The sequence below is a fragment of the Pseudomonas fluorescens genome, assembly GCF_902497745.1.
Classification (GTDB): Bacteria; Pseudomonadota; Gammaproteobacteria; order Pseudomonadales; family Pseudomonadaceae; genus Aquipseudomonas; species Aquipseudomonas fluorescens_BM.
This window is the reverse complement of the sequence record NZ_CABVHJ010000019.1, coordinates 85,518-104,039: the sequence shown is the minus strand read 5'-3', so window position 1 is coordinate 104,039 and position 18,522 is coordinate 85,518. Positions and strand designations below refer to the sequence as shown.

The 18,522-nt window shown below is 58.5% G+C and carries 19 protein-coding genes; 12 read left to right on the top strand and 7 right to left on the bottom strand.

What is annotated here, in order from left to right; all coding sequences use genetic code 11:
* The first annotated feature begins 32 nt into the window (after positions 1-32).
* Positions 33-1,382 carry a carbohydrate porin gene (locus F8N44_RS24760; protein ID WP_150652138.1) on the top strand — a complete coding sequence of 450 codons (1,350 nt, stop codon included), beginning with the start codon at positions 33-35 and terminating at the stop codon, positions 1,380-1,382.
* Positions 1,383-1,495: 113 nt separating this feature from the next.
* A complete protein-coding gene (locus F8N44_RS24755; protein WP_007917868.1) occupies positions 1,496-2,350 on the top strand; it encodes a D-hexose-6-phosphate mutarotase in 855 nt (284 codons plus the stop codon).
* A gap of 238 nt (positions 2,351-2,588) precedes the next feature.
* Here the strand turns inward: F8N44_RS24755 and F8N44_RS24750 are convergent, their stop codons facing one another.
* A complete protein-coding gene (locus F8N44_RS24750) occupies positions 2,589-3,449 on the bottom strand; it encodes a MurR/RpiR family transcriptional regulator (RefSeq protein ID WP_171057240.1) in 861 nt (286 codons plus the stop codon).
* Between the two features lie 226 nt (positions 3,450-3,675).
* Here F8N44_RS24750 and zwf point away from each other — a divergent pair, with 226 nt between their 5' ends.
* From zwf to F8N44_RS24730, 4 genes are all read left to right on the top strand, one after another.
* Entirely contained in the window at positions 3,676-5,142 is a 1,467-nt protein-coding gene (gene zwf / locus F8N44_RS24745) for a glucose-6-phosphate dehydrogenase (protein ID WP_150652137.1), read from the top strand.
* Positions 5,129-5,842, top strand: a complete 714-nt coding sequence (gene pgl, locus F8N44_RS24740) for a 6-phosphogluconolactonase (RefSeq protein WP_150652136.1) — start codon at positions 5,129-5,131, stop codon at positions 5,840-5,842. Before zwf ends, pgl begins: the two co-directional genes overlap by 14 nt.
* Before the next feature lie 17 nt (positions 5,843-5,859).
* The gene (locus F8N44_RS24735) at positions 5,860-6,525 is read left to right on the top strand and encodes a bifunctional 4-hydroxy-2-oxoglutarate aldolase/2-dehydro-3-deoxy-phosphogluconate aldolase (protein WP_150652135.1); all 666 of its coding nucleotides are present in this window, start codon (positions 5,860-5,862) and stop codon (positions 6,523-6,525) included.
* 172 nt (positions 6,526-6,697) lie between these two features.
* Positions 6,698-7,273, top strand: coding sequence for a hypothetical protein (locus F8N44_RS24730; RefSeq protein WP_150652134.1), 576 nt, complete (start codon positions 6,698-6,700; stop codon positions 7,271-7,273).
* Here F8N44_RS24730 and F8N44_RS24725 read toward each other — a convergent pair.
* Together F8N44_RS24725 and F8N44_RS24720 are read right to left on the bottom strand one after the other, a co-directional pair.
* The gene (locus tag F8N44_RS24725) at positions 7,270-8,451 is read right to left on the bottom strand and encodes an aminotransferase class V-fold PLP-dependent enzyme (protein WP_150652133.1); all 1,182 of its coding nucleotides are present in this window, start codon (positions 8,449-8,451) and stop codon (positions 7,270-7,272) included. The two genes, F8N44_RS24730 and F8N44_RS24725, sit on opposite strands and share 4 nt — an antisense overlap.
* A gap of 29 nt (positions 8,452-8,480) precedes the next feature.
* Positions 8,481-8,717, bottom strand: coding sequence for a DUF3820 family protein (locus tag F8N44_RS24720; protein ID WP_003227425.1), 237 nt, complete (start codon positions 8,715-8,717; stop codon positions 8,481-8,483).
* Between the two features lie 205 nt (positions 8,718-8,922).
* Between F8N44_RS24720 and F8N44_RS24715 the strand changes: the two genes are divergently transcribed.
* The gene (locus F8N44_RS24715; protein ID WP_034153383.1) at positions 8,923-9,390 is read left to right on the top strand and encodes a ferritin-like domain-containing protein; all 468 of its coding nucleotides are present in this window, start codon (positions 8,923-8,925) and stop codon (positions 9,388-9,390) included.
* 269 nt (positions 9,391-9,659) lie between these two features.
* On the opposite strand, the gene F8N44_RS24710 is transcribed toward F8N44_RS24715, so the two are convergent.
* Positions 9,660-10,130, bottom strand: a complete 471-nt coding sequence (locus F8N44_RS24710) for a MaoC family dehydratase (RefSeq protein ID WP_003227420.1) — start codon at positions 10,128-10,130, stop codon at positions 9,660-9,662.
* A 42-nt stretch (positions 10,131-10,172) separates the two neighbouring features.
* A complete protein-coding gene (locus tag F8N44_RS24705; RefSeq protein ID WP_150652132.1) occupies positions 10,173-11,117 on the bottom strand; it encodes an alpha/beta hydrolase in 945 nt (314 codons plus the stop codon).
* Positions 11,118-11,317: 200 nt separating this feature from the next.
* Between F8N44_RS24705 and fadD2 the strand changes: the two genes are divergently transcribed.
* Together fadD2 and fadD1 are read left to right on the top strand one after the other, a co-directional pair.
* Complete coding sequence (fadD2, locus tag F8N44_RS24700; protein ID WP_150652131.1) at positions 11,318-13,006, top strand: long-chain-fatty-acid--CoA ligase FadD2; 1,689 nt, start codon at positions 11,318-11,320, stop codon at positions 13,004-13,006.
* A gap of 347 nt (positions 13,007-13,353) precedes the next feature.
* Positions 13,354-15,051, top strand: a complete 1,698-nt coding sequence (gene fadD1, locus F8N44_RS24695) for a long-chain-fatty-acid--CoA ligase FadD1 (protein WP_150652130.1) — start codon at positions 13,354-13,356, stop codon at positions 15,049-15,051.
* Positions 15,052-15,415: 364 nt separating this feature from the next.
* Here fadD1 and F8N44_RS24690 read toward each other — a convergent pair whose 3' ends face one another.
* Positions 15,416-15,793 carry a hypothetical protein gene (locus tag F8N44_RS24690; protein ID WP_007917843.1) on the bottom strand — a complete coding sequence of 126 codons (378 nt, stop codon included), beginning with the start codon at positions 15,791-15,793 and terminating at the stop codon, positions 15,416-15,418.
* A gap of 197 nt (positions 15,794-15,990) precedes the next feature.
* Between F8N44_RS24690 and F8N44_RS24685 the strand changes: the two genes are divergently transcribed.
* From F8N44_RS24685 to def, 3 genes are all read left to right on the top strand, one after another.
* Positions 15,991-16,182, top strand: coding sequence for a CsbD family protein (locus F8N44_RS24685; protein ID WP_008082339.1), 192 nt, complete (start codon positions 15,991-15,993; stop codon positions 16,180-16,182).
* Positions 16,183-16,345: 163 nt separating this feature from the next.
* Positions 16,346-17,296, top strand: coding sequence for a YihY/virulence factor BrkB family protein (locus F8N44_RS24680; protein WP_077574243.1), 951 nt, complete (start codon positions 16,346-16,348; stop codon positions 17,294-17,296).
* A gap of 2 nt (positions 17,297-17,298) precedes the next feature.
* The gene (gene def / locus F8N44_RS24675) at positions 17,299-17,838 is read left to right on the top strand and encodes a peptide deformylase (protein WP_150652129.1); all 540 of its coding nucleotides are present in this window, start codon (positions 17,299-17,301) and stop codon (positions 17,836-17,838) included.
* 81 nt (positions 17,839-17,919) lie between these two features.
* Here def and F8N44_RS24670 read toward each other — a convergent pair whose 3' ends face one another.
* Complete coding sequence (locus tag F8N44_RS24670) at positions 17,920-18,327, bottom strand: GNAT family N-acetyltransferase (RefSeq protein WP_150652128.1); 408 nt, start codon at positions 18,325-18,327, stop codon at positions 17,920-17,922.
* Positions 18,328-18,522 lie beyond the last annotated feature (195 nt).

The window sequence follows — 18,522 nt, the reverse complement described above, 5'->3', positions numbered from 1 at the left end:
CAGTTAATAACAATAAAGACGAGGATGTAGGGATGAAAAAGAAACACGTCAATGCCCGGTTGATCTGCCAAGTGTCAGCTGCGGCGGCCTTGGTGCTGGCCGGTAACGCCATGGCGGCGGATGCCTTCAGCTCCGACTCGAAATGGATGACCGGTGACTGGGGTGGCGAGCGGACCAAGCTGATCGAGCAGGGTATCGACATCAAGGCCGACTACGTTGGGGAAATGGGCGCCAACCTGCACGGCGGCTACAACGGTGACAAGACCGGACGCTACAGCGACCAGTTCGGTCTGGGCGTGGCACTCGATCTGCAAAAGCTGTGGGGCTGGGATAACACCCAAGCGAAGATCCAGCTGACCAACCGTAATGGCTACAACATTTCCAACGACCGCGTTGGCGATCCGCGTGCCGGCACCTTGAGTTCTTCGCAAGAAGTTTACGGCCGTGGCCACATGGTGCGTCTGACCCAGTTGTGGATTCAGCACCAGTTCTTCGACAACAAACTCGACGTCAAGGCCGGTTACTTCGGTGAAGGCGAAGACTTCAACACCTTCCCGTGCGACTTCCAGAACCTGGCGTTCTGCGGCTCCCAAGTGGGTAACTGGGCGACCAACATCTGGTACAACTGGCCCGTCAGCCAGGCCGCGATCCGTGTGAAGTACAACATCAACGACGAGCTCTACGCGCAGATCGGTGCGTACAACCAGAACCCGTCGCAGCTGGAACACGGCAACGGCTTCAAGCTGAGCGGCAGCGGTACCAAAGGTACTGTGTTGCCGGTCGAGCTGGTCTGGTCGCCGAAGGTCAACAGCCTGCCGGGCGAATACCGCGTCGGTTACTACAAGAGCACGGCGGATGCTGACGACGTTCGTGAAGACGTCAACGGTTTCGACGCCGCCACCACGGGCGACGCCTACAAATCTCACAACAGCAAAAGCGGTTACTGGTTCGTCGCGCAACAGCAACTCACCAGCCACAACGGTGATGCGACTCGCGGTCTGAACATCGCGGCTAACGCCACGTTCCACGACAAAGACACCAACTTCATCGACAACTACCAGTCGGTGATGTTTGTCTACAAAGGCCCGTTCGACGCGCGTCCGAAGGATGACGTCGGTATCGGCGCGGCGCGTATCCACGTCAACGATGACGTGAAGAAAAACGCCGAGCTGCTGAACGTTTCCAACGGTGTGTCGGATTACGACAATCCGGTGTTCTCGCCGATTCGTGAAACCGAATACAACTACGAGATCAACTACGGCTTCCACGTCACCAACTGGCTGACCGTACGTCCTAACCTGCAGTACATCACTCACCCGGGTGGTGTGGATGAAGTGGACAACGCATTGGTCGCGGGCCTGAAAATTCAGTCTACGTTCTAACGCGTCTGCGATAAGCTCCTCTCTATGTGCGCATATTTGCGGACAGCCAAGGCTGTCCGCTTTTTTTTGGGGCAAGCGCCGCCCTGTGAAAGTCGATTTCAGGACCGTGGCAAATGCATGAGCATCCGCTACAACGCTTCTTCAAATCCCTGCGTGAACAACCGGTGTTCGCCTGGGAGCGCTATCAGATGCGCGACGTGTTGGTGATCGATCACCCACTGTGCCAGGCGGTGTTCAGTCGTCAGGGCGCGCAGTTGCTGCACTTTCAGCCGCGCGGGCAAAAGCCGTGGTTATGGTGTGCGGCGAAGTGGCCGCACGTAGGTGCCATTCGCGGTGGCGTGCCGGTGTGCTGGCCGTGGTATGGCCGTCATCCGAGCGAAAACGCCTGGCCATCGCATGGTTGGGCGCGTTTGCTCGACTGGAAGTTGCTCGACAGCAGCAGCGCCGAAGATGGCGTGCGCCTGCACTGGCAATTGCAGCTGTGCGACTGGCAGGTTGACCTGCACGCACATCTAGGCGAACGCATGGAATTACGCCTGAGCACCGAGCATCAGGACGACATGCCGTGCCAGTTGAGCCAGGCTTTGCACGCTTACTGGCGTATTGGCGATGTTGGTGAGATAGCGCTGTCTGGGCTCGAAGGGGCGCAGGGTTATGACCAGTTGAATCGCCAGGTTTGCCAGCAGGAAGGCGAGTTGCGGGTGGATGGCGGGTGTCAGCGGGTATTCCAGCATGACGGTGAATTGCAGCTGAAGGATCACGCCTGGCAGCGTGAGTTGTGCATCGATACCGGCGACAGTGCCGACACGGTGGTCTGGCATCCGGGCGCGCGGCCGTTGTTGGGCGTGACGTGGGATGAGATTTCCGAGTTCGTGTGCGTGGAAGCGGCGGCGGGTGGGACTGACAGCCTGCATCTGGCGCCGGGGGAGAAGGCGCATTTGAGTTTGCAGGCGTGGGCGGCGGCTTGAGTGTGTCAGTCACATCGTAGCCCCTCACCCTAGCCCTCCCGAAACGTCGGACCGCCCGGAGGGAGAGGGGACCGATCGGGGGATGCTGAAGAGTTACGCCGAAATGAAAGAGCAGTGCTGAATCCATAATCGACTGGATATTTCAGGTCGATGTATAGCGCAAGACACCTCGGTCGGCCCCCTCTCCCTCCGGGAGAGGGCTGGGCGGGCGGCGTTCCGATGAGGGTGCTTTTGATCTTTAGTTGAACTCATCCCCAACCGGATACCGGCTGGCATTCAAACTCTCTTTGATCTTGCGCAAATGCGGCTGGAAATCCACCCCGCGACGCAAGGTCATCCCCGTCGCCAGCACATCCAGCACGGTCAGCTGAATGATCCGCGACGTCATCGGCATATAAATGTCGGTGTCTTCCGGCAGCGGAATGTTCAGGCTCAAGGTACTGGCCTTGGCCAGCGGCGAATTCTCCGCAGTCAGGCCCAGCACCGAAGCGCCATTCTCACGAGCGATGCGCGCCACTTCGACCAGCTCACGAGTGCGGCCGGTGTAGGAAATGATCACGAACAACTCACCGGTGTGCGCCACCGAGGCAATCATCCGCTGCATCAGCACATCGGCGTGCGCGGTGACGGCGAGGTTGAAGCGGAAGAACTTGTGCTGCGCATCGAGTGCCACCGGTGCCGAAGCGCCGAGGCCGAAGAAGTGGATCTGTCGCGCCTGAATCAGCAGGTCGACAGCGCGGCTGATCAGGTTCGGGTCCAGCGCCTGACAGGCACTGTCCAGCGACGCGATGGCGCTGCCGAAAATCTTCTGCGTGTACGCCTCGGGATTGTCATCGGCCTCGACCGCGCGGCTGACATAGGCCGCGCCGCTGGCCAGGCTCTGCGCCAGTTGCAGCTTGAGCTCGGGATAGCCGCTGACACCGAACGAACGGCAGAAACGGTTGACCGTCGGCTCGCTCACCGACGCCGCCTGGGCGAGGGCGGCGATGCTGAAGCGGGTGGCCTGCTGCGGGTTGAGCAGGATCACCTCGGCGACTTTGCGTTCGGCCTTGTTCAGGTCTTCAAGGCGACTCTGGATCTGTTCCAGTAAATTTCGCACGCGGTCCATATGGAATTCCTAATTCACCTGCGCAAAGGTGCGCCGGGCTATGCAAATTGGGCCTTTGATATGGCCCGTAACGGTGGCCTATCCTACTGATGGCTCCGACCGACCACCACTCGGAATCTGTATTTTGCGAAAATGTTGTGGTTATTACTACATTTTCCCTTGAGTGATGCCTTGAAAAAAGGTATTTGTAGCTTAACTTGATAAAAGAACAAACATCATGCCTTCGATTACGGTTGAACCGTGCACCTTTGCCTTGTTCGGCGCGCTTGGCGATCTGGCCCTGCGCAAGCTGTTTCCTGCCCTTTATCACCTCGATGGCGCCGACCTGTTGCACGAGGACACGCGCATCATCGCGCTGGCCCGTGAAGTAGGTTCCGAGCAACAGCACATGGCGTTCATCGCCGCCGAACTGCGTCGTTATGTGGGCAAAGAGCTGAACGAGGCCGTCGCCGAGCGTTTTCTCGCACGCCTGACCTACCTGCACGTCGACTTCCTCAGATCTGAAGATTATGTGGCGCTGGCCGAACTGGCTGGCAGCACGCAACGCATGATTGCCTACTTCGCCACACCCGCAGCGGTGTATGGCGCGATCTGCGAGAACCTGGCGAAAGTCGGCCTGGCAGAAAACACCCGCGTGGTGCTGGAAAAACCGATTGGCTCCGACCTCGAATCGTCGCGCAAGGTCAACGACGCCGTGGCGCAGTTCTTCCCGGAAAACCGCACTTACCGCATCGACCACTACCTGGGCAAAGAAACCGTTCAGAACCTGATTGCCCTGCGTTTCGCCAATAGCCTGTTCGAAACCCAGTGGAACCAGAATTACATCTCCCACGTGGAAATCACCGTGGCCGAGAAGGTCGGCATCGAAGGCCGCTGGGGCTACTTCGACAAGGCCGGCCAGCTGCGCGACATGATTCAGAATCACCTGTTGCAGCTGCTGTGCCTGATCGCCATGGACCCACCGGCTGACCTGTCCGCCGACAGCATCCGTGACGAGAAGGTAAAAGTGCTCAAGGCCTTGGCGCCGATCAGCCCCGAAGGCCTGACCACGCAAGTGGTGCGCGGCCAGTACATCGCCGGTCACAGCGAAGGCAAATCCGTACCGGGTTACCTCGAAGAACCGAATTCCAACACCCAGAGCGACACCGAAACCTTCGTCGCTCTGCGTGCCGATATCCGCAACTGGCGCTGGGCCGGCGTGCCGTTTTACCTGCGTACCGGCAAGCGCATGCCGCAGAAACTGTCGCAGATCGTCATCCACTTCAAGGAACCGTCGCACTACATTTTTGCGCCGGAACAACGCCTGCAGATCAGCAACAAACTGATCATCCGTTTGCAACCGGACGAAGGCATTTCCTTGCGCGTGATGACCAAAGAGCAGGGCCTGGACAAAGGCATGCAACTGCGCAGCGGTCCGCTGCAACTGAATTTCTCCGACACCTGGCGTAGCGCGCGGATCCCCGATGCCTACGAGCGGTTGTTGCTGGAAGTGATGAACGGCAATCAGAACCTGTTTGTCCGTAAAGATGAAATCGAAGCCGCGTGGAAGTGGTGTGACCAGCTGATCGCCGGGTGGAAAAAATCCGGTGACGCGCCCAAGCCGTATGCGGCCGGGTCGTGGGGGCCGATGAGCTCCATTGCATTGATCACGCGGGACGGGAGGTCGTGGTATGGCGATATCTAATGTGCAACTGCCTGCGGGCGTGAACGCTCACGAATTCAAGAGCCCGGTGCTGTTGGCCGAAGGTCTGGCGCTGAACGTTGCCAAGCAATTGAGCGACGCCATTGCCGCGCGCGGCAACGCGGTGCTGGTGGTGTCCGGCGGTCGTAGCCCGGTGGCGTTTTTCCAGCACCTGGCCAAGCAGGATCTGGACTGGTCGAAGGTCGTCGTGACCCTCGCCGATGAGCGCTGGGTACCGGTTGAACACGCTGACAGCAATGCCGGTTTGCTCAAGCAATACTTGCTCAAAGGCCCGGCGGCCAAGGCGCAGTTCCTTAGCCTGTATAGCGCGGCGGCCAACGTCGAGCAGGCTGCTGAACAGGCTGACCGCTTGCTCGCCGAATTGCCGCCGATTGACGTGCTGGTGCTGGGCATGGGCGATGACGGCCACACCGCGTCGCTGTTCCCCGACAGCCCGAACCTTGCCGAAGCTCTGCAGGCCGATGGCACACGCCGTTGCTGGCCGATGCTGGCGCCAAGCGTGCCGCGTCAGCGCCTGACCATGAGCCGTGCGCTGCTGGCCTCGGCCAAGCACAAGATTCTGTCGATTTCCGGTCAATCGAAACTGACCACCCTGAATGCCGCACTGGCATCCGACGACGTCGCCGCCATGCCGGTGCGCGCGTTTCTGCAACCTACGTTAGAGATTTACTGGTGCCCATGAGCCAAGGAACAGCCGCTATGACAACCCCATCCCCGACCGTTTCCATGGCGGACAAAGTTGCCCTGATCGACAGCCTCTGCGCCAAAGCGCGGATCCTGCCGGTGATCACCATCGCTCGCGAACAGGACGTGCTGCCGCTGGCCGACGCTCTGGCTGCCGGTGGCCTCACCGCGCTGGAAGTGACCCTGCGTTCGCAGTTCGGCCTCAAAGCCATCCAGATCCTGCGCGACCAGCGCCCGGAACTGATGACCGGTGCCGGCACCGTGCTCGATCGCAACATGCTCGCGGCTGCCGAAGCTGCCGGTTCGCAGTTCATCGTCACCCCGGGCATCACCCGTGATTTGCTGGAAGCCAGCGTCGACAGCCCGATTCCGCTGTTGCCGGGCATCAGCAACGCCTCCGGCATCATGGAAGGCTACGGTCTGGGTTATCGCCGCTTCAAGCTGTTCCCGGCTGAAGTCAGTGGTGGCGTGGCGGCAATCAAAGCCCTCGGCGGCCCGTTCGGCGAAGTGAAATTCTGCCCGACTGGCGGCGTCGGCCCGGCCAACATCAAGAACTACATGGCGCTGAAAAATGTCATGTGCGTGGGCGGTAGCTGGATGCTTGATCCGGAGTGGATCAAGAACGGCGACTGGGCCCGTATTCAGGAATGCACCGCCGAGGCACTGGCGCTGCTGGACTGATTGTTACCAGACACTTCGTTGTGTGTTCTACGGCTTTACGGTGCGCTTGGTCGGTGCACCGTTTTTTTTTGCCTTGAAGAAAGTGCCGGGACATCAGGCGATACATAGTTACCGCACAACTGCGTTTGCGTGACGCTAATCTGCGTTCATCTTACGGAAGAGAGAACGCCTCATGGACGACCATCAATCTGTAGCTTTATCAGCCAACGCCCTGCGCCCGCGCCAGTTGCCCGTGGTGGGCAGTTTCGATTGGCACAACAGCCAAGGCAAGGTGCGCAACATCAGCGCGGGTATCGAAGGCTTGCCCCTTATATTGCGTCTGGGCCTGGTTGATGCCATGACCGGCGAGCCGGTCAGCGGCGCCGTGGTCCGCATCGAGCAGCGCATTGGCACCGACATTCTGTGCGGCAGCCAGTCGACCGACAGTAAGGGCATCGTTCGTTTCACCAGCCTTTACCCGGATCGGCACACTGCCTTCACGTGCATCGCTCTGAGTGTCGCCATTGCCAGTGATGATCAACAACCGCAGTCGTACCAGGAGGCCTGGGCAGGGCGCCTGCATCTGCCCTGCGTCTGGAATTGCACTGCCGTGGATGACGATGCCGTTCGGCTAGCGTTACGCCCCCTTGCAGACGACGACCCGGAGGACGGCTACTTCGGCAGTCTGACGATCGGCGTCGACACCTTTGCGGTGTCATCGCAGATCGGCGTGGCGGGCTACGACAAATACCTGATCACAGTGTTTTAGCGCAGTTCGCTCAGCGCGCGCACCAGCAACTGCATGTCGGCAGCGGTGGTGGTCAGCCCCGGAGTGATACGGATGCTCGGCCCGCTGGCGGCGCCGTTGCGCACCACGGTGAACAGGTTGTAGTCGTTGAGCAGACGCTCGGCCATCGCCTGCTGATTGTCGTGCCGGGTGAAGCGCAGCGAGGTGATGCCGCAATACAGCCGTGGATCGTCTGGCGTCATCACCTCGATACCCGGCAAGTGTCGCACCGCGCTGACCCACAGATTGCGCAGATAATTGACGCGAGCGCCTTTGGCCGGCGCACCGCCGAGTGAGCGGTGCTCCTCGAACACCAGCGGCAACGTCATCAGCGCTGGAATGTTGGGCGTGCTGTAAGACGTGCGTGCCCGAATGTCATTAACCGGGTAATGCATTTCACCCATGTCCGGATCGATATCGGTCAGGCGCTGTGGCGCGATATAGAGGAAGCCGAGGGTGAGTGGCGCGCCGATCCATTTGTGCAGGTTGAATCCGGCGAAAGAGATGCCCAGTGCTTCAAGATCGAAATCGATTTGACCGAGCGCGTGGGCGCCGTCGAGGATGACATCGATGCCATGCTCCTTGGCGAGTGCGGCGATGGCTTGCACCGGCATGACCAGACCGGTGCGGTGAGTGACATGAGTCAGGGCCATCAGCTTGATCTTCGGCTGGCCGCTGAAAGCTTCGCGGTAAGTCTCCAGCAGGCTATCGAAACTCGCCGGGTGCGCGTGGGCAATCTCGATGACCTCGGCGCCGCGATGTCTGGCCAGCCAGCGCATGGCGCCTTTGACCGTGTCGTATTCCAGATCACTGATCAGTACTTGATCGCCCGGCTGCAAGCGGTTGTAGTTGCGAATCAGCGATTGCAGGCCTTCGGTGGCGTTGCGGGTGAAAGCCACGCTTTGCGCGCGTACGCCGATCAATTCGGCCAATTGCGCGCGAATGTCGAGGTTGTCGTGCTGCTCGAAACGCTGGCGCACATACACCGAGTTACTGGTGTTGATGAGCTCGATATTGCGTTGGTACTCCTCGATTACCGTGCGCGACATGCGCCCGAAGTAACCGTTTTCCAGGTTCACGGGGCCGGGTTGAACGTCGTAACGGTCGGCGAACGTTTGCCAAAAGGCTTCGTCACGGGCGCGGCGGGTGTTATCGGGCATGGTCGGCAGACTCTAGAGAGGAGGGCGCTTCAGTGGCGCGGGGCAGGTTTGCCGTGTTTGGCGCGCAGCGGTTCGAGCAGGTCCGAGAGGCCGTTATGGTCGATCTCCTGCATCAGCGCGAGCAGGCCGCCGAGTTCGCCGTGCGGGAAACCTTCGCGGGCAAACCAGTTCAGGTATGGCCCCGGCAGGTCGGCAATGATCCGGCCCTTGTACTTGCCGAAGGGCATTTCGCGGGTGATCAGCAGTTCGAGTTTTTCGGGATTCATCAGAGATTTCGTCTGGCTTCAAATCAGCTTGGAAAATACAGGCATTCTGCATGCAGGCCAAATGACAGATCATGCAAATAACAGTGATACAGATAGTTCAATTATCTTTAACTTACTGATAAATAAAGAAAATATATAAATAAAAAAGCTGGCACGCTCACTGCAATATCCCTTGCATCTTCAACCAATCGCAAGGAATTGAAAAATGACCGACATGAATAAAGAAGCCATCTCTGTACTCAATGACCTGATTGAAACCAGCAAGGACGGTCAGGAAGGGTTCAAGACTTGCGCTGAAGACATCAAGCATCCAGAACTGAAAACCCTGTTTGTTACTCGTTCTGCCGATTGCGCGACTGCTGCAGCTGAGCTGCAAGCTGAAGTTCGCAAGCTCGGCGGCGATCCGGAAACTTCCACCAGCGTCAGCGGTGACCTGCACCGTCGCTGGGTCGACGTCAAAGCCATGTTCACTGGCAAAGACGAAGAGGCAGTGCTGAACGAAGCCGAGCGCGGTGAAGACCATGCGCTGAAGGCTTATCGCGAAGCCATCGAGAAAATCAACAAGCACAACCTGGTAGGCATTCGTGACCTGGTTGAGCGCCAATACCACGGCGTGCAACGTAACCACGACCAGGTGAAAGCCCTGCGTAACCAGGCTCGTGCTCGTTCGTAAGCGTTTGCCGGTTACAAAAAACGCCAGCTAGTCTGGCGTTTTTTTATGGGGCTGGGAAAAGCAAGAGCAAGAGCAAGAGCCCCTCACCCTAGCCCTCTCCCGGAGGGAGAGGGGACTGATCGGGGTGTTCTTCGAGGTACATCAACCTGAGATACCGAGTCGAACTAGCGATTTGAAGTCTACATAGATCGGCTCCCTTTCCCCCTCGCCCCCCTGGGGGAGAGGGCTGGGGTGAGGGGGAAAGCTCTCACTGACACACCACAAATCAATCAGCCAATGCTAATCGCCGGCAGCGTCGGCAACGTCACCGTCTGCTGCTTGCGCGGCGCCAGAATCTCCGCCTCGCCATCCACCACCAGCTCATCACGCTGGTTGAATACACGAGTGGCAATGCGCACACGAAACTTCGGCAGCTTCTCGAGGATTTCCAGACGCACTGTCAGCGTGTCACCGATCTTCACCGGTTTCTGAAAGCTCATTTGCTGACCGATATAAATAGTGCCCGGCCCAGGCAACTCGCACGCCACTGCGGCACTGATCAGCGCACCGCTGAACATGCCGTGAGCGATACGCTCCTTGAACATGCTCGCGGCGGCAAACTCGGCGTCCAGGTGCACCGGGTTGTGGTCACCCGACATCGCGGCAAACAGTTGGATGTCGCGCTCTTCGACGGTCTTGCTGTAGCTGGCGGTCTGGCCGACTTCGAGGGCTTCGTAAGGGATGTTGGTAACCTGGGTCATCGGTCTCGGTTCCTGTAACGGATTCAGTGAATCCAGAAAAAATTATTCGCTGCGATGAGGGCGCGGATGGCTCAGGGCCTGATCGATCCAGGCCAGCACATCAGCGATCACTTCATCGCGGTTGGTTTCGTTGAACAATTCGTGCCGCGCCTGCGGGTAGATCTGCAGTTGCAGGTTTTGGCTGCCGGCCGTGCGCAAGGCGTTGGCCAGATCTGTCAGACGCTTGCCTTCACTCACCGGATCACATTCGCCGCCGATTACCAGCAGCGGCAGGCCCGGGTCGATCTGCGCGAGATTGGACGCTTTGCTGATCTGCTGCAAGCCGCCGAGCAGGTCGATCCACAGTTGATTGGTGCAGCGAAAGCCACACAGCGGGTCGTTGGCGTACAGGTCAACCTCGGCCGGGTCGCGGCTCAACCAGTCGAACGGTGTGCGCGCCGGTTTGAATTTGTTATTGAACGAGCCGAACGACAGCCATTCGATCAGCGCACTGCGACCCTTGCCACCCTGACGCAGTTTTTCCAGACGGGCGATTTGCCGCGCGGCGCTGTACAGCGCAACGGGCTGAAAGTTTGAACCACTGAGAATCGCCCCGTTCAGGCTGGCGCTGTGGTGCAGCAGATAACCTTGGGCGAGGTAGCTGCCCATGCTGTGCCCCAACAGGATGATCGGTACACCGGGGTGTTGCTGGCCGATGTGTTGATTGAGGCTGGCCAGATCGCCGAGCACTTTGCACCAGCCATCGTCATCGGCGAAGTGGCCAAGGGTGCCGTAATTGGCGGTTTTGCCATGTCCGCGCAAATCCGGGGCATACACGCCATATCCTTTGTCGCAAAACGTTTCGGCCAGTCGCGCATAGCGGCCGCTGTGTTCTGCCATGCCATGGGCCAGCAGGATCACCGCTTTCAACGGCGCTGCCGGCAGCCATTGATTGACGAAGAGGCGGCTGCGGTCACTCGCATCCAGCCATAGGGTGTCGTGGATCATGGCGCTTCCTTTGCTCAGAGTCGGAACATTGTATAGCGCGTCTGATCAGCCCACGCCACGGCAGGAAGATTCACACGATCAATGACGGCTTTGTCCATATTTGCCTCCATGGCCATAGCTGCTAGTGTCCGTGAAGCTCCGCTTTTTCAGAAATGACAGAAAGCGGCCCCGGATCGGCTCAGGTAAAGAGGACAAGAACAATGCAACCTGATTTCTGGAACGACAAACGCCCGGCCGGCGTACCGCTGGACATCGACATGGGTGAGTTCAAGTCGGTGATCGAGGTATTCGAGCGTTCCTGCAAGAAGTTCGCCGACCGCCCGGCATTCAGCAACATGGGCATCACCCTGACCTACGCCGAACTCGAACGCCAGAGCGCCGCGTTCGCCGGTTACCTGCAAGCGCATACCGATCTGGTGCCGGGCGATCGCATCGCGGTGCAGATGCCCAATGTCCTGCATTATCCGATTGCCGTGTTCGGTGCCTTGCGCGCGGGGCTGATCGTGGTCAACACCAACCCGTTGTACACCGCGCGGGAGATGCGCCACCAGTTCAAGGATTCCGGGGCGCGGGCGCTGGTGTACCTGAACATGTTCGGCCAGAAAGTCCAGGAAGTGCTGCCCGACACCGACATTCAATACCTGATCGAAGCGAAGATGGGCGATCTGATGCCCGCCGCCAAGGGTTGGCTGGTGAATACCGTGGTCAGCAAAGTGAAGAAAATGGTCCCGGCGTATTCGCTGCCGCAGGCGATCTCCTTCAAAAGCGCACTGCGCATGGGCCGGGGTCTGGGTATCAAGCCGCTGAAAGCCAGCCTCGACGACATCGCCGTGTTGCAATACACCGGCGGCACCACCGGCCTGGCCAAGGGCGCGATGCTGACCCACGGCAATCTGGTGGCGAACATGCAACAAGTGCGCGCCTGTCTCGCGCAACTCGGCCCGGACGGCCAGCCGCTGCTGCGCGAAGGCCAGGAAGTGATGATCGCGCCGCTGCCGCTGTATCACATCTATGCCTTCACCGCGAACTGCATGTGCATGATGGTTTCCGGCAACCACAACGTGCTGATTACCAACCCGCGCGATATCGCCGGGTTCATCAAGGAGCTGAAAAACTGGCGCTTCTCGGCGCTGCTGGGCTTGAACACTTTGTTCGTGGCGCTGATGGATCACCCGGATTTCAAGACCCTCGATTTCTCCAGCTTGAAGCTCACCAACTCTGGCGGCACCGCGCTGGTCAAGGCCACCGCCGAGCGTTGGGAGCAGATGACTGGTTGCCGCATCACCGAAGGTTACGGCCTGACCGAAACCTCACCCGTGGCCTGTACCAACCCGTACGGTGATCAGTCGCGTCTGGGCACTGTCGGTTTGCCGGTGCCGGGCACGTTGCTGAAAGTCATCAACGATGACGGTGTCGAGCAGCCGATGGGCGAGCGCGGCGAGTTGTGCATCAAAGGCCCGCAGATCATGAAGGGCTACTGGCACAAACCGGAAGCCACGGCCGAAGTGCTGGATGCCGAGGGCTGGTTCAAGTCCGGCGATATTGCGGTGATCGACCCGGACGGTTTCGTGCGCATCGTCGATCGCAAGAAGGACATGATCATCGTCTCCGGTTTCAACGTTTATCCGAATGAAATTGAAGACGTGGTGATGGCGCACCCGAAAGTCGCCAACTGCGCGGTGATCGGTGTGCCGGACGAGCGCTCGGGCGAGGCGGTGAAGCTGTTTGTGGTGGCGCGGGAAACCGGGGTCAGTCTCGAAGAACTCAAGGCCTACTGCAAAGAGAATTTCACCGCGTACAAAGTGCCGAAACACATCGTGTTGCGTGAGTCATTGCCGATGACGCCTGTCGGGAAAATTCTGCGGCGCGAGTTGCGCGATATCGCTTAAACACCAGAAGCGAAAAGATCGCAGCCTTCGGCAGCGCCTACCTTGGAATGCATTTCCTACAGGAGCTGCCGAAGGCTGCGATCTTTTGCTTTAAGTCCCCGAAAACCGGGGCTTTCAAGGTTATCTAGGATTTTTGCTCTAAAATGACTGCTAGATAGTCTTGAGTCATGATAATGACTGTAGGGGCCGCTTTTGGCTCTAGTCGACCCTTGGCAAAGCTGCTACTCTCGGCGCGCTTTGTGACTTCTCGGCCTATATAAAAGCCAGATTCACCAATACCAAACACACACCAATAATAATCGCATCAAATGCGGTGAAGAATTCGCGTTGCTGAGGAGTGGGCTTCCATGATCGAAGACTTTTGGAAGGATAAATACCCGGCTGGAATTGCTGCCGACATCAATCCGGACGAGTATCCGAACATTCAGGCAGTGTTGAAGCAATCCTGCCAACGCTTCGCCAACAAACCGGCTTTCAGCAACCTGGGCAAGACAATCACCTACGGTGAATTGTACGAATTGTCCGGTGCGTTTGCCGCGTATCTGCAACAGCATACCGATTTGCAGCCCGGCGATCGAATCGCCGTGCAACTGCCCAACGTTCTGCAGTACCCGGTGGCCGTCTTCGGTGCGATCCGCGCCGGGCTGATCGTGGTCAACACCAACCCGCTGTACACCGCGCGGGAAATGGAACACCAATTCAATGACTCCGGTGCCAAGGCGCTGGTGTGCCTGGCAAACATGGCGCACCTGGCTGAAGCCGTGGTGCCGAAAACCGGCGTCAAACACGTCATCGTCACTGAAGTCGCCGACCTGCTGCCGCCGATCAAGCGCCTGCTGATCAACAGCGTCATCAAGTACGTGAAGAAAATGGTCCCGGCCTATCACCTGCCCAAAGCAGTCAAGTTCAACGAGGTGCTGAGCAAGGGGCAGGGCCAGCCGGTGGCCGAAGCCAATCCGCACAGCGGTGACGTGGCGGTGCTGCAATACACCGGCGGCACCACGGGCGTGGCCAAAGGCGCAATGCTGACCCACCGCAACCTCGTCGCCAACATGCTGCAGTGCAAGGCGCTGATGGGTTCCAACCTCAATGAAGGTTGCGAAATCCTGATCACGCCGCTGCCGCTGTACCACATCTATGCGTTCACCTTTCATTGCATGGCGATGATGCTGATCGGCAACCACAATATCCTGATCAGCAACCCGCGCGACCTGCCGGCGATGGTCAAAGAACTGTCGAAGTGGAAGTTCAGCGGTTTCGTCGGTCTCAACACGTTGTTCGTGGCGCTGTGCAACAACGAAGGTTTCCGCAAGCTGGATTTCTCGGCGCTGAAAGTCACCTTGTCCGGTGGTATGGCCCTGCAACTGGCCGCTGCCGAGCGCTGGAAAGCGGTGACCGGTTGCGCTATCTGCGAAGGTTACGGCATGACCGAAACCAGCCCGGTGGCCACGGTCAACCCGATCCAGAACATTCAGATCGGCACCATCGGTATTCCCGTGCCATCTACCCTGTGCAAAGTCATCGACGATAACGGTGTCGAGCAGCCGCTGGGTGAAATCGGCGAGCTGTGCGTCAAGGGTCCGCAAGTGATGAAGGGCTACTGGCAGCGTCAGGAAGCCACCGATGAAATGCTCGACAGCGAAGGCTGGTTGAAGACCGGTGACATCGCGCTGATCCAGCCGGACGGCTACATGCGTATTGTCGATCGCAAGAAAGACATGATTCTGGTCTCCGGTTTCAACGTCTACCCGAACGAACTGGAAGACGTACTGGCGACCCTGCCGGGCGTGTTGCAGTGCGCGGCCATCGGCGTGCCGGACGAGAAGTCGGGCGAGGCGATCAAGATCTTCATCGTTGCCAAGCCAGGTGTGACCCTGACGAAAGAACAGGTGATGGATCACATGCGCGCCAACGTCACGGGCTACAAGGTGCCGCGTTCGGTGGAGTTCCGCGATGCGCTGCCGACCACCAACGTCGGCAAGATCCTGCGCCGTGAGTTGCGGGATGAAGAGCTGAAGAAGATCAAGGCCAGGTCCGCCGCTTAAAAAACACGAAGCCCCGCAGATGCGGGGCTTTTTGTTGGTGTATGCGGGGAGTTTGCAGAGTCCGGTAAATCCTACCCCCTCACCCCAACCCTCTCCCCCAGGGGGGCGAGGGGGAAGGGAGCCGATCGTGGGGCTTTTCAGAATCTGAGTTCGACTCGACATCTTGGGTCGGTGTATCTCGCCCGAATACCTCGGTCAGTTCCTTTTCCCAATGGGCGAGGAGGGGTGGGAGCCGAAGGGTGCTGTTCAGAACCTGAGTTCGACTCGATATTTCAGGTCGATGTAGCTCGCCCAAACAACTCGGTCAGTTCCCTCTCCCTCTGGGAGAGGGCTAGGGTGAGGGGAAAAGGGGACAGCACAAATCCTACTGACGGAACGGCGCGAAATTCACGTTGGTCCCCGCCGGACGCATGTCCTGCAGATACGAATCCTTGTCCGCACTCAATTCCAGGCTCAATGCCGCTTTACGCTTGCCTTCGTTGCGAATCACCAGCCCTTCAAGCTTTTCACGCAAAAACACCGTCGGCACTTTCAGGTGCAGCAGTTCATCGGTGGCCGGGGTGTGCATCAGCAGGTGAATCCACTCGTACTGACCGATGGCCAGACGCGACACTGGCAGGTCGAACCACCAGATGTTGCGGTTGCGGTTCAGTTCGGCGAAGTGGCAGTTGTTGGTGCCGAGCACGGCACCGCCCAGTTCCTTGTTGCGTCGGGCGATGGCCTGCGTTTTATCGAGTTTCATAACATTCCTGCGGGATCGGTTCCTGGCGTTTGGCGCCCATATGTTGCGCATTCTCGGGGCTACGCACGCAAACATAAAGCCCAACCTGCATGCCACGACGAAATGAGCCCCTGAAAATAAATGAAACTTGGCGCAAACCCGGCCAGTCAATCATTACGTACTGACTTTTCCCCCTAATTGCACCAAGGAGAAACACCATGAGTAGCACAGGCGATAAAGTAAAAGGCATGGCCAACGAAGCGGTCGGCAACGTCAAGCAAGGCGTCGGTAAAGCCACCGACAACACCAAGCTGCAAGCCGAAGGCAAGATTCAAGAGAAAAAAGGCGAAGCCCAGCAAGCCGTCGGCAAAGCCAAGGACGCGGTCAAAAAAGGCGTCGACAAGGCGTAATTCAGCCTTGAACGAAATACACGAGCGGCCATCCAAGGATGGCCGTTTTTGTGTCAAAAGCCTGCAGCAACCCAACGAGGTTCGCCAAACAGGCTAACGTGATGTAAAAAACGCCCCTGAGTCGCCACGACTTCAACCTGTTCTGCGGCGAAAGGAGACGCGAATGATTTTTCCGGACATGAAAGGTCTGCCCCTGCACCGGGTGATGGTGCGCACGGTCACTGAATTCGTCGACGACGAGATGTCGACCTACGCCTCGGCACTGGCTTACCAGATGCTGTTCTCGCTGTTCCCGTTCATTCTGTTCCTGATCGCCCTGATCGGTTTCCTGCACCTGCCGGACTTTTTCTCCTGGCTGCGCCTGCAGTCGGAACTGGTCCTGCCACCGCAGGCGCTGGAGCAGGTCAATCCGGTGATCGACCAGTTGCAGCAGTCCAAGGGTGGCCTGCTTTCCGTCGGTATCGTTATCGCCCTGTACACCGCCTCCGCCGGTGTGCGCTTGATGATGAGTGCGATGAACGCGGCGTACGACGTGGTCGAAGGCCGACCGGTCTGGAAGCGCTTCCCATTGTCGATTGTCTACACCGTCGGCATTGCCGGCATGCTGCTGGTGGCCGCCGCGCTGATGGTGCTCGGGCCGCAGGTGATGGGCTGGATCGCCGCGCAAGTGGGACTGGAAGACTTCATCGTCACCGTGTGGACGATTGCACGCTGGCCGGTGATCGTGATTCTGATGATGGTCGCCGTGGCACTGATCTACTACGTGATGCCCGACGTCAAACAGGAATTCCGTTTCATCACACCCGGTTCTGTGTTGGCCGTGGTGGTGTGGATCATCGCCTCGTTGGGGTTCGCCTTCTACGTAAAAACCTTCGCCAACTACAACGCGATGTATGGCAGCATCGGGGCGATCATCGTGCTGTTGCTGTACTTCTACATTTCCGCCGCGGTGCTATTGCTCGGCGCCGAGATGAACGCGGTGATCGAACACATGTCCAGCGAGGGCAAGGATGCGGGTGAGAAAGTCCCCGGCGAACTCGATGAACATCCCAAACAACACGTCTCGGGCCTGGGCCGCGATCATTCGCTCAAGCCGGACACTGACGAAGTCTGATCATGATCCGTGAAATTCTGAAAATGGGCGACGAGCGCCTGCTGCGTATCGCCCCGCCAGTGCCGGCCGAGATGTTCGACAGCCCTGAGCTGTGGCAACTGATCGACGATATGTTCCAGACCATGGAAAGCGTCGGTGGCGTTGGCTTGGCCGCGCCGCAGATCGGTGTCGATCTGCAATTGGTGATCTTTGGTTTCGAACACAGCGAACGTTACCCGGACGCTGAAGCAGTGCCACAGACGATCCTGATCAATCCGCTGATCACGCCGCTGAGTCCGCTTACGGAAGAGGGCTTTGAAGGCTGCCTGTCGGTGCCGGGGTTGCGTGGCGCGGTGGAGCGTTATCAGCAGATTCGCTATGAGGGTTTTGATCCGAAGGGCGAGCCGATTGTGCGCATTGCGTCGGGTTTCCACGCACGGGTTGTGCAGCACGAATGCGATCACCTGATCGGCCGCTTGTACCCGTCGCGGATCACTGACTTCAGCAAATTCGGCTTCACTGAAGTGATGTTCCCGGATCTCGATCCCACAGCCGACGACTAACCAGAATCAAAAGATCGCAGCCTTCGGCAGCTCCTACAGGGATCGGTGTAGGAGCTGCCGAAGGCTGCGATCTTTTGATCTTTAAACAAGTTCCATCGCAATCATCGGCTTGCTCCGCGCATACCGGCTCAAGCGCTCCGCCATCGCTTGCGGCAGGGCCGGATCGAAGGTGAACCCGCGTCGCTCATAAAATTCACGCAAATCCGGATGACAGAACAGCCAAACCGGCTCGTTCACATCAAGCACCGCCGCCGCGATCAACTGCGCTGCAATCCCCTGTTCACGACAGCCCGGATCAACAAACAACCCGGTCAACCAATGCCCACCCGCCACCGGCCGCAAGCACAACGCGCCAACGATTTCTCCGCGCCTCGCTACCCACAATTGCGCATCGCGAACGGCTTTCATCGATGATTGATGGCTGCGGTAAAACTTGTTCATCAACGGCCATAACGACTCGTCGAGCAGGCTGTATTGGGTGTCGGGCATGGGATCGGACTGTCGGTGGGCAAAGCGCCGATTATAAAAGAACGCACGGCTCTGGATAGGTGTATACCTGACCTCACATCCCCTGTGAGTGGAGTACGCATCATGTCCAAAGGTATGGATTCAAAGAAAGCCGCGAAGAAGAAACCGGCCAAGACCGCGATTGAAAAACGCGCAGAGAAGAAAGCCAAGAAAGTC

Bases quoted from the DNA above. Each gene is read 5' to 3' on its own strand.
- F8N44_RS24715 (WP_034153383.1), top strand. From the start codon at position 8,923: ATGACCGACATGAATAAAGAAGCCATCTCTGTACTCAATGACCTGATT.
- F8N44_RS24680 (WP_077574243.1), top strand. From the start codon at position 16,346: ATGATTTTTCCGGACATGAAAGGTCTGCCCCTGCACCGGGTGATGGTG.
- pgl (WP_150652136.1), top strand. From the start codon at position 5,129: ATGGCGATATCTAATGTGCAACTGCCTGCGGGCGTGAACGCTCACGAA.
- F8N44_RS24670 (WP_150652128.1), bottom strand. From the start codon at position 18,327: ATGCCCGACACCCAATACAGCCTGCTCGACGAGTCGTTATGGCCGTTG.
- F8N44_RS24725 (WP_150652133.1), bottom strand. From the start codon at position 8,451: ATGCCCGATAACACCCGCCGCGCCCGTGACGAAGCCTTTTGGCAAACG.
- fadD1 (WP_150652130.1), top strand. From the start codon at position 13,354: ATGATCGAAGACTTTTGGAAGGATAAATACCCGGCTGGAATTGCTGCC.
- F8N44_RS24730 (WP_150652134.1), top strand. From the start codon at position 6,698: ATGGACGACCATCAATCTGTAGCTTTATCAGCCAACGCCCTGCGCCCG.
- F8N44_RS24735 (WP_150652135.1), top strand. From the start codon at position 5,860: ATGACAACCCCATCCCCGACCGTTTCCATGGCGGACAAAGTTGCCCTG.
- F8N44_RS24755 (WP_007917868.1), top strand. From the start codon at position 1,496: ATGCATGAGCATCCGCTACAACGCTTCTTCAAATCCCTGCGTGAACAA.
- F8N44_RS24710 (WP_003227420.1), bottom strand. From the start codon at position 10,130: ATGACCCAGGTTACCAACATCCCTTACGAAGCCCTCGAAGTCGGCCAG.
- def (WP_150652129.1), top strand. From the start codon at position 17,299: ATGATCCGTGAAATTCTGAAAATGGGCGACGAGCGCCTGCTGCGTATC.
- fadD2 (WP_150652131.1), top strand. From the start codon at position 11,318: ATGCAACCTGATTTCTGGAACGACAAACGCCCGGCCGGCGTACCGCTG.
- F8N44_RS24685 (WP_008082339.1), top strand. From the start codon at position 15,991: ATGAGTAGCACAGGCGATAAAGTAAAAGGCATGGCCAACGAAGCGGTC.
- F8N44_RS24720 (WP_003227425.1), bottom strand. From the start codon at position 8,717: ATGAATCCCGAAAAACTCGAACTGCTGATCACCCGCGAAATGCCCTTC.
- F8N44_RS24760 (WP_150652138.1), top strand. From the start codon at position 33: ATGAAAAAGAAACACGTCAATGCCCGGTTGATCTGCCAAGTGTCAGCT.
- F8N44_RS24705 (WP_150652132.1), bottom strand. From the start codon at position 11,117: ATGATCCACGACACCCTATGGCTGGATGCGAGTGACCGCAGCCGCCTC.
- F8N44_RS24690 (WP_007917843.1), bottom strand. From the start codon at position 15,793: ATGAAACTCGATAAAACGCAGGCCATCGCCCGACGCAACAAGGAACTG.
- zwf (WP_150652137.1), top strand. From the start codon at position 3,676: ATGCCTTCGATTACGGTTGAACCGTGCACCTTTGCCTTGTTCGGCGCG.